The following is an 8,351-nucleotide window of genomic DNA, read 5'->3' as shown; positions in this document are numbered from 1 at the left end:
AAACCTGTTAGGAATAAAATTTCGTGCATCTATTGTTGTTTTTAATATTCCAATTAATATTTTTTTATCGTTGAACTTTTATAATAAGAATGAAACAAACGTTTATAAAAAAAACCGTCTGAATTATTTCCAAACGGTCATTTTTTATATAATTATATTTTTTTTGAACTAATTAATCGATTTATAATGCGCTATTTTGCATTTTATTAATTTTTTCTACTTTTTGAGGAGAATCAAATGCTTTTTCAAAAAGTTTGTTTTTTTCTTTAGCAAATTTCTCTACCGCCTCTAGTTCTTGGATAGTCATTTTAGGACGACCAGCCCAAAAACTAGTAGATTTTTCTATCTGCTTTTCTACTAAGTCTCTTAATTGTTTTGTTATCATAGCGTTACAAATATAGTGTTTTTTTATTATTCCAATAATTATTGATTATTTTTTAGTTTAAATAAAACAAATTGATAGTCAGCTGTTTTGTCTTTGTTGTACTTTTCAATATGTTTTACTGTAATATCATTTTTGAGTGATGTAAGGTCTTTTTCCCGAATGGTTCTTTCGTGTTTTTTTTCTTTCCTAAATATTGTTTGCTTTTTTTCAATAATTGTTATTACCTCTTTTATTTTACCTCCTGATATATCCAAATATTGTTCTAAACTACTAATATTCGAAGATATTTTTTGTTTGTATAGTCGATGTTTATGCAATGTGTTTCCAAAAAATAATATAGTGCAATCTGGATTAGAATTGAAAAAATGAAGAATACACATAAAAACAGTAGATAAAACTTCATCATAATCATTGTTGTTCGTCTCAGCTAAATCATTAACTACTATTACATCTCCATTGTTTTCAAAATTTCCAAAACCTACATTATACCAATTAAGGCTTTTATCAACAGGTGAAATGGAAACTATTTTGGTAATTTCCTGTGTTCCTGTACTAATGAATCTAAATTAATGAACTTCATTAATAATACCTTCAAAATTATAACTATAAGCCTTTTCTAAAAAATCCAAATCTTATCTTTTTTCAATTCAATCTCAAATATAAATTTCATTTTCACTTAATATGATAATTATAGGGTATTAAATTTTACTGCTGTTGCCTAAATGTTCAATAAAATAACCTTAGAGGCAAAATAGATTTAGTAACAATTATTTATAAATTATTATTTAATAGTAATTGTCTTGACAATGCGATTATTGAAAACTTCTTAGGAACATTAAAATCAGCGTTGTTTTATCTTAAAAAATACGGTTCCATTGATCAATTAAAACAGGAGATTATTGAGTATGTTAATTATTATAATTATGACAGAATAAAACTTAATCTAAATGTAATGAGCCCGATACAATATCGAGCTCATTATTATAAGAGTTAACTATGAATTTGTCTAAACTTTTGGGTGCAGTCTATAATTGGGTCTTTTTTTAAATGGTGGCACGCCCCAATTACAACAAGAATGCCAATAGAATTCCGAGTACGATCATGGAAACTTTGGCAATATTGAATTTATGTCCTTCACTGCTTTCGAAGATGATGGTCGATGAAATATGGAATAAGATACCAATTACGATGGCGGTTATTTCGGTGTAATAATCGTTTAGGATTGGTAAAAATTCGGAGGCAAATGTTCCTAGTGGTGTCATTAGGGCGAAAGTAAGCATGAAAGCAAATATGGCTTTTTTGTCTAAATCGGCATTGATGAAGAATGTGGTTAGAATGACGGCAATTGGCAAATGATGAATCGCAATTCCGACTGCTAAACCATGATGATGACTTACGGGAAAACCTTCCAAAAAGGCATGAATACACAAGCTGATGAACAGAAGCCACGGAATTTGAGACATTTTTGCATGTCCGTGTACGTGTCCGTGTTCTGCTCCTTTAGAGAAAAATTCCAGGATGATCTGAAACAAAATTCCGATCATGATGAAGATTCCAATATGGGAATTGTGTGATTCGTAAACTTCAGGCAACAAGTGCATTACCGTTAGGGATAATAAGAAAGAACCGCTGAAGGCCAACAGTAATTTTAAGTTTGTTTTGCTTTCTGGTTTTATAAACAAAGCCACACCATATCCTAAGAGTACAGAAAATAAGGGTAGTAGATAATTCATTTGTTCTAATTAAATCGTTGATTTGTCTAATTGGTCAATCGGTTTTGTTGGTTTGCTTAAGCGATTAAACAAAGTAACAGTTAAACGATTAAAGCTATTTAAAAATCATGATCAATCTTTCGCTTTCGGTTTTATGGAATTTTTTGAGTTTGTAATCGCCAAAAATATCTAAAAGATAAATTCCGGCTTCATCCATTAAATACTGAAAGTCTTTTAAGGTTAAGGCTTTTACTTTTTCGGTAAAATGGTACTTTCTGCCTTGATCCTCAAAATCTATTTCTTTTAAAATATGTCCGTCTTCAACGTATCTTTTAATTTTGAAATCGATTCCGTCAACGGTTTTTGTTTCTTCCGGAACCAAAGTTTCGATTACGTTAGTTACGTTCATAAAATCGATTACTGCAAAACCGTATTCAGATAAGCTTTCTTTAACGGCTTTTAGGGTAGTAAGGTTGTCTTCGTCATTTTCGAAGTAACCAAAACTGGTAAAAAGATTAAAAATAGCATCGAATTTTTCATCAAACGGTTCACGCATATCGTGTACTTTGAAATGAAGGGTTTCGTTGCTGTTTTTGCTGGCTTCTGTGATGCTGTTTTCAGATAAATCTGCGCCAAGAACATCGAACCCTAATTGATTAAGATAAATAGAATGACGTCCTTTTCCGCAAGCCAGGTCTAAAACTTTTGCTTTTTCGGGCAAGTTTAGATAGTGCGTTAGATTATCCATAAAAATCTGAGCTTCACGATAATTTCTATCTTTATAAAGAATATGATAATAAGGTGTATCAAACCATGATGTAAACCAGTTTTCAGTATTACGATCCTGATTTGGTGTTGATGAGTTATGCAATTCAGACATTTATTCTATTTCAATTAATTCAAAGTCCGGCAAATTTAGTGTATTTTTGCCGAAAAATAACTATTTCGTTACGATACCTGTAGATATGCTCTTGTGCAACATAGATTTGGTTATTTAATTCAAAAATAAAGATGGAAGAAAATTTTAAAATGATAGCCAAATGTTTTTTTGGTTTTGAAGAAATATTAGAGAATGAATTGCGCGCACTTGGTGCTCAGGATGTTGAAAAGGGAGTGCGAATGGTAAGTTTTAAAGGAGATAAAGGTTTTATGTATAAAGCCAATTTGTCGCTTAGAACTGCTCTAAAGGTTTTGAAACCTATTTATTCGTTTAGAGCTAATAACGAACAAGCATTATATAAAGGTGTTTCCGGTGTGAACTGGTCTAAATTACTGAATGCAAATCAGACTTTTGTAATTGATGCTACGGTGCATTCGACTTATTTTAATCACTCTGAGTTTGTTTCTCAGAAATGTAAAGATGCAATTGTGGATCAGTTTAGAGAGAGAACGGGACAACGACCAAGTATTGATAAAGCATTTCCGGATTTGAGAATCAACGTTCATATCGATAAAGATCAGGTTTCTATCGCATTAGATACTTCTGGTAATTCGTTGCACCAACGTGGTTACAGAACGGCAACTAATATTGCACCAATTAATGAGGTTTTAGCGGCTGGAATTTTACTTTTATCAGGCTGGGAAGGGCAATCGCACTTTTTGGATCCGATGTGTGGTTCTGGAACTTTTTTGGCAGAGGCAGCGATGATTGCCTGCAATATTCCGGCAAACATAAACAGAAAGGAATTTGCTTTTGAAAAATGGAAAGACTGGGACAATGATTTGTTTGATCAGATTGTAAACAGTCTGATGAAAAAAACAAAGGAGTTTCATTATACTATTAAAGGTTTTGATAAAGCGCCAAGTGCTGTAAACAAAGCGAAAGACAATATTAGAAATGCGAATCTGGAGGATTATGTGACAATTCAGGAAGATAATTTTTTTGATACCGAGAAAGCTGTTGAAGGAAAACTGCACATGGTTTTTAATCCGCCTTATGATGAGCGTCTGGATATTCACATGGAAGAGTTTTACAAGAATATTGGTGATACTTTAAAGAAGAGTTATCCTGGTACAAACGCTTGGTTTATAACGGCAAATCTTGAAGCTTTGAAGTTTGTTGGTTTAAAACCATCTCGTAAAATCAAACTTTTTAACGCTAGCCTTGAAGCGCGTTTGGTAAAATACGAAATGTATGAAGGAAGTAAGAGAACGAAATTTCAAGTTTCTGAATAATTTAAATTAGTTACAAAGGTGCAAAGGTTCAAAGGTACAGAGAGAAAACTTTGTCGCTTTGAACCTCTGTAACTTTGAGCCTTAAAATAAAAAAAATGACAAAATTACAAGTAAGAGCTTTTTTGTATCAGTTAGGATGTTTTGCAATTTTATTTATTGCGTCTCGATATGTAATTGCTATGTATACTGGTTTAACGGGACTTTGGATTCCGATGACGGCTTTTATCGTAGCAACATTAATCTCTCCTAAATTTCAATCAGTTCGAACAAAAGACGGTGAAAAACTTTTTATGAAATGGATTTTTATAAAAGGAATTAGGGAAATAGGATAATCTTAAACTATTGATATGAAGAAAATTGGACTTATTGGCGGTATTAGCTGGGTTTCGACGTCAGATTATTACACACTTATAAATAAGGGCGTAAATGAAAAGCTTGGAGATTTAAACTTTTCTGAATGCCTGCTTTATTCGTTTAATTATGCTGATATCAAAAGGAATAACGAAAACAACGATTGGGATTCGACTTTTAAAATGCTTTTGAAAGGTTGTGAGTTTTTAAAATCGGGTGGGGCAGAAGCAATTGTTTTGTGTGCCAATACGATGCATTTAATTGCTGATAAACTTGAGGGAGCTATTGGTCTACCGGTTATTCATATTGCAAGTGAAACAGCGATTGAAATACAGAAACAAGAACTAAAAAAGGTAGGTTTACTGGGAACTAAGTTTACGATGGAACTTGACTTTTTTAAAGATAAATTGACAGCAAAAGGTATTGAAGCTATTATTCCAACAAGTGAAAGTGATAAAGATTTTATTCATCATACTATTTTTGAGGAATTAGGCAGAGGTCTGGTAACGGAAGCAACTAAGAAACGTTATCTTGAAATTGCAAATGAAATGATTAAGAATGGTGCTGAAGGAATTATTTTAGGTTGTACTGAGATTCCTTTGGTAATAAAAGCGGGTGATTTAGTAGTTCCTATTTTTGATACAACTTTGATACATGCAAGGGCAGCTGTTGAATTTCAGGTTTCTTAAGTAAAATATACAATATAACAAAAGCCCCGAATTTTATAATTCGGGGCTTTTGGTTGTTATAGCTTATTTGAAATCTATTTTTTGATTTCAGGAATAATTACTTTTTTCTTGTAAAGCGGAATGAAGTACGAAACAGTATAGTTGAAACCAATTCCGAAACTTCCATCGTATGTTTTGTTGAAACCCGGAATGTATAAATTATCAAATCCAGAAGGTTTTGAATTCATAACCAAAAGTTTTAACTGAACACCAAAACCAACAAATACATTGTTAAAAACTTTAGCTTTAAGTCCTGCAGTCACTTCTAGCCAACCTGCTGAAAGTCCGCTGTATTTTTGTCCTTCAGTAATTGCAGGTAATTCGCCAAAGTAAGGGTTCGGATTATAGATTTTGTAACTATTGAGGTCTTGACTAAAAGTACTGAATCCGCCACGTAATCCTATAGTTATCAGGTTTTCCATGTCGAGCCAGTTTTCATACATATTGTAATCAAAACCTGCTTTTATGTACGTTCCTGTTGCTGTAGAGTTCAATCGGGTATCGTCTGTTGTTTTGTCTTCGAAACCAAGCTCTGCTGCCAGGTAGTATTTTTTCGTTAAACGAAAATCTCCTACAACTTCTATTCCTTTGTAATCTTTGTCGTAAAAACCGCGGGTAAGTTTGTATAAATCGACTCCTACGCGCAAACCATAACGATCTGTTTTTGGAATACTGTCTTTCAATATTTCCTTAACAGCCGGTTTTTTGGTTTCAGACTTTGTTTTTTCCTGAATAATTTCTTTTGTTACTGTTGTATCCTGGGCTTGCGCCAAAAACACTGAAAACAATAAACAAATACTAAAAATATACTTTAAGATGTGTTTCATTTTCGCGTTCAATGTTAGCATTTTTTACTTCAATAACCTGCATCCATGGACCGTCAGCGTCTGGAAGTTGTCTTTCGAAAGGGGCTTGCGTATTTAGCTTAAATATGGTCTTAAAACCACAAGCTCTGGAAACATAAGCGTTTTGTCTCGTATAATTAAATTTTATAGCATCAGTGTTAATAAATGTAGCATCGGTGCTTCCTGAGTTTAATATAAAACTATACGTTACAGTGTCTGCATCTGGTTTTAACGGAATTGAAATAGAATCACCACTTGTTAGATATTTGGTTTCATCTATTGCTGTTTTATTAAAAACAATACCTTCTGTTTGTCCTTCGCCAATAACTTTTAAACGTGTTACTTTTTTCTTTACTGACGGGATATTTATATCATAGAATGAAATAACTAATCGTGGAGTTGTAGGCGTATTTGCGTCGCAAATATCGTCTTTCTCACAACTGGAAAAACCAAAAGCGAAGAGTAATACGAAAGCAATTATTTTTTTCATGTATCCTTTGTTATTATCGAAGTTCTAAAAGTACAACATTTTCGACATGGTGAGTTTGCGGAAACATATCAACCGGGCGAACGCGTGTTACTTTGTATTTTTCGTCCATTAAAGCTAGATCTCTTGCTTGTGTAGCAGAATTACAGCTTACATAAACTACTTTTTGTGGCGCAATTTTCATGATTTGGTCAATAACGGCTGCATGCATACCATCTCTTGGAGGATCTGTTATAATTACGTCCGGTTTTCCGTGCTGAGCGATAAAAGCTTCGTTGAATACCACTTTCATGTCACCAACAAAAAACTCACAATTGGTAATATTATTGCGTTCAGCGTTTGCTTTAGCATCCAGAATCGCTTCAGGAACACTTTCTACACCAATTACCTTTTTAGCTTTTTTAGAAACGAACTGTGCGATAGTTCCCGTTCCTGTATATAAATCATAAACGGTTTCATTGCCTGAAAGTCCTGCAAAATCGCGCGTTATTTTGTACAATTCATACGCCTGATCAGAGTTGGTCTGGTAGAATGATTTTGCATTGATGCTGAATTTCAAACCTTCCATTTCTTCCAGAATATAATCTCTTCCTTTGTAAAGTTTTATATCCTGATCGTAGATGGTATCGTTTTGTTTTGCATTTACAACATATTGCAATGAAGTAATTTGCGGGAATTTCTCGTAAAGATGATCTAAAAGAAGTTCACGATTCTTTTTGTCATTTTCGAAAAACTGAATCAACACCATGATTTCTCCAGTTGAAACAGTACGAATCATTACGGTTCTTAGTAAACCTGAATGTTCTCTTGGGTTAAAGAATGCCAAGTTATGCTCATTTGCAAATGCTCTGATTTCGTTTCTGATCGCGTTGGAAGGATCTTCTTGTAAATGACATTTGTTGATGTCCAGGATTTTATCCCACATTTTTGGAATGTGAAAACCTAAAGCATTTCTGTTTCCAAGATCTTCTGTGCTGTCAATTTCTTTTTCTGTTAACCAACGGCTGTTAGAAAACGAAAATTCCATTTTATTTCTATAGAAAAACTGTTTTTCTGAACCCAAAATAGTTTCGAATTCAGGAAGTTCTACTTTTCCTATACGCTGTAAGTGATTTTTTACTTCGTTTTGTTTGTAATGCAGCTGTTGGCTGTAGTTCATATTTTGCCATTTGCATCCTCCACAAACGCCAAAATGCTCGCAGATTGGTTCGATGCGGTGCTCTGAAAGTTCATGAAATTTTACGGCTTTGCCTTCATAATAGGCTTTCCTTTTCTTAAAAGTTTGTACGTCAACTACATCTCCCGGAACTACATTCGGAATAAAGATTACTTTTCCGTCAGGTGCTTTGGCTACTGAAACTCCTTTTGCTCCAGCATCAAGAACCTGGATTTGATGAAAGACAACTTTGTCTGTATTTTTTCTTCCCATAGCGCAAAAATAAGTGTTTGTAAACTTTTACAAATTTTATTTTTGAAAATTTTTAGATTTTTTTTTAAATAGTGGTTTAATTAACTTTAATCGGTAACTTTGTTATGCACAATCCCAAATTCTGCAATCTTAATCTATTAGTTCTGTTATAAATTTATGAAGTTGTATCACAATCTTTCACGAATTAGTTTTTTGAAAAAAAGCTATGCGTTCAAATTTTTATTTGTCGCTTTTATAGG

General features: G+C 33.1%; 11 protein-coding genes. 4 read left to right on the top strand and 7 right to left on the bottom strand.

Going from position 1 to position 8,351, the window contains the following annotated elements:
* Positions 1-181 precede the first annotated feature (181 nt).
* Positions 182-385 carry a hypothetical protein gene (locus tag B0A66_RS00290; RefSeq protein WP_089047850.1) on the bottom strand — a complete coding sequence of 68 codons (204 nt, stop codon included), beginning with the start codon at positions 383-385 and terminating at the stop codon, positions 182-184.
* Between the two features lie 38 nt (positions 386-423).
* A complete protein-coding gene (locus B0A66_RS23245) occupies positions 424-942 on the bottom strand; it encodes a DUF6934 family protein (RefSeq protein WP_394335247.1) in 519 nt (172 codons plus the stop codon).
* Positions 943-1,136: 194 nt separating this feature from the next.
* Between B0A66_RS23245 and B0A66_RS23240 the strand changes: the two genes are divergently transcribed.
* Positions 1,137-1,379 carry an IS3 family transposase gene (locus tag B0A66_RS23240; RefSeq protein ID WP_089047848.1) on the top strand — a complete coding sequence of 81 codons (243 nt, stop codon included), beginning with the start codon at positions 1,137-1,139 and terminating at the stop codon, positions 1,377-1,379.
* Positions 1,380-1,449: 70 nt separating this feature from the next.
* On the opposite strand, the gene B0A66_RS00275 is transcribed toward B0A66_RS23240, so the two are convergent.
* Together B0A66_RS00275 and B0A66_RS00270 are read right to left on the bottom strand one after the other, a co-directional pair.
* On the bottom strand, positions 1,450-2,118 hold the full coding sequence (locus B0A66_RS00275) for a ZIP family metal transporter (protein WP_089047847.1): 669 nt from the start codon (positions 2,116-2,118) through the stop codon (positions 1,450-1,452).
* A gap of 94 nt (positions 2,119-2,212) precedes the next feature.
* Positions 2,213-2,977 (bottom strand): class I SAM-dependent methyltransferase, encoded by a 765-nt coding sequence (locus B0A66_RS00270; RefSeq protein WP_089047846.1) that lies wholly within the window; start codon positions 2,975-2,977, stop codon positions 2,213-2,215.
* 131 nt (positions 2,978-3,108) lie between these two features.
* On the opposite strand from B0A66_RS00270, the gene B0A66_RS00265 reads away from it, so the two are divergent.
* From B0A66_RS00265 to B0A66_RS00255, 3 genes are all read left to right on the top strand, one after another.
* Positions 3,109-4,272: a THUMP domain-containing class I SAM-dependent RNA methyltransferase gene (locus tag B0A66_RS00265; RefSeq protein WP_089047845.1), complete on the top strand. Its 1,164-nt coding sequence runs from the start codon at positions 3,109-3,111 to the stop codon at positions 4,270-4,272.
* Positions 4,273-4,367: 95 nt separating this feature from the next.
* The gene (locus B0A66_RS00260; protein WP_089047844.1) at positions 4,368-4,604 is read left to right on the top strand and encodes a hypothetical protein; all 237 of its coding nucleotides are present in this window, start codon (positions 4,368-4,370) and stop codon (positions 4,602-4,604) included.
* Between the two features lie 15 nt (positions 4,605-4,619).
* On the top strand, positions 4,620-5,312 hold the full coding sequence (locus tag B0A66_RS00255; protein WP_089047843.1) for an aspartate/glutamate racemase family protein: 693 nt from the start codon (positions 4,620-4,622) through the stop codon (positions 5,310-5,312).
* Positions 5,313-5,386: 74 nt separating this feature from the next.
* Here the strand turns inward: B0A66_RS00255 and B0A66_RS00250 are convergent, their stop codons facing one another.
* The 3 genes from B0A66_RS00250 to rlmD are packed head-to-tail and all read right to left on the bottom strand — an operon-like array spanning position 5,387 to position 8,112.
* A complete protein-coding gene (locus tag B0A66_RS00250; RefSeq protein ID WP_089047842.1) occupies positions 5,387-6,178 on the bottom strand; it encodes a DUF6048 family protein in 792 nt (263 codons plus the stop codon).
* Entirely contained in the window at positions 6,150-6,686 is a 537-nt protein-coding gene (locus tag B0A66_RS00245; protein ID WP_089047841.1) for a DUF6452 family protein, read from the bottom strand. The genes B0A66_RS00250 and B0A66_RS00245 overlap by 29 nt, the downstream gene beginning before the upstream one ends.
* A 13-nt stretch (positions 6,687-6,699) precedes the next feature.
* Positions 6,700-8,112: a 23S rRNA (uracil(1939)-C(5))-methyltransferase RlmD gene (gene rlmD, locus B0A66_RS00240; RefSeq protein ID WP_089047840.1), complete on the bottom strand. Its 1,413-nt coding sequence runs from the start codon at positions 8,110-8,112 to the stop codon at positions 6,700-6,702.
* Between the last annotated feature and the right edge of the window lie 239 nt (positions 8,113-8,351).

Source organism: Flavobacterium hercynium, assembly GCF_002217285.1.
GTDB classification, from domain to species: Bacteria; Bacteroidota; Bacteroidia; order Flavobacteriales; family Flavobacteriaceae; genus Flavobacterium; species Flavobacterium hercynium.
The sequence above is the reverse complement of the archived record's forward strand: the minus strand, read 5'-3'. Positions and strand labels throughout refer to the sequence as shown.

What these genes read in the sequence shown, in the direction of transcription:
- B0A66_RS00275 (WP_089047847.1), bottom strand. Translation starts at nt 2,118, where the DNA reads ATGAATTATCTACTACCCTTATTTTCTGTACTCTTAGGATATGGTGTG.
- B0A66_RS00270 (WP_089047846.1), bottom strand. Translation starts at nt 2,977, where the DNA reads ATGTCTGAATTGCATAACTCATCAACACCAAATCAGGATCGTAATACT.
- B0A66_RS00290 (WP_089047850.1), bottom strand. Translation starts at nt 385, where the DNA reads ATGATAACAAAACAATTAAGAGACTTAGTAGAAAAGCAGATAGAAAAA.
- B0A66_RS00245 (WP_089047841.1), bottom strand. Translation starts at nt 6,686, where the DNA reads ATGAAAAAAATAATTGCTTTCGTATTACTCTTCGCTTTTGGTTTTTCC.
- B0A66_RS00265 (WP_089047845.1), top strand. Translation starts at nt 3,109, where the DNA reads ATGGAAGAAAATTTTAAAATGATAGCCAAATGTTTTTTTGGTTTTGAA.
- B0A66_RS00250 (WP_089047842.1), bottom strand. Translation starts at nt 6,178, where the DNA reads ATGAAACACATCTTAAAGTATATTTTTAGTATTTGTTTATTGTTTTCA.
- B0A66_RS00255 (WP_089047843.1), top strand. Translation starts at nt 4,620, where the DNA reads ATGAAGAAAATTGGACTTATTGGCGGTATTAGCTGGGTTTCGACGTCA.
- B0A66_RS00260 (WP_089047844.1), top strand. Translation starts at nt 4,368, where the DNA reads ATGACAAAATTACAAGTAAGAGCTTTTTTGTATCAGTTAGGATGTTTT.
- rlmD (WP_089047840.1), bottom strand. Translation starts at nt 8,112, where the DNA reads ATGGGAAGAAAAAATACAGACAAAGTTGTCTTTCATCAAATCCAGGTT.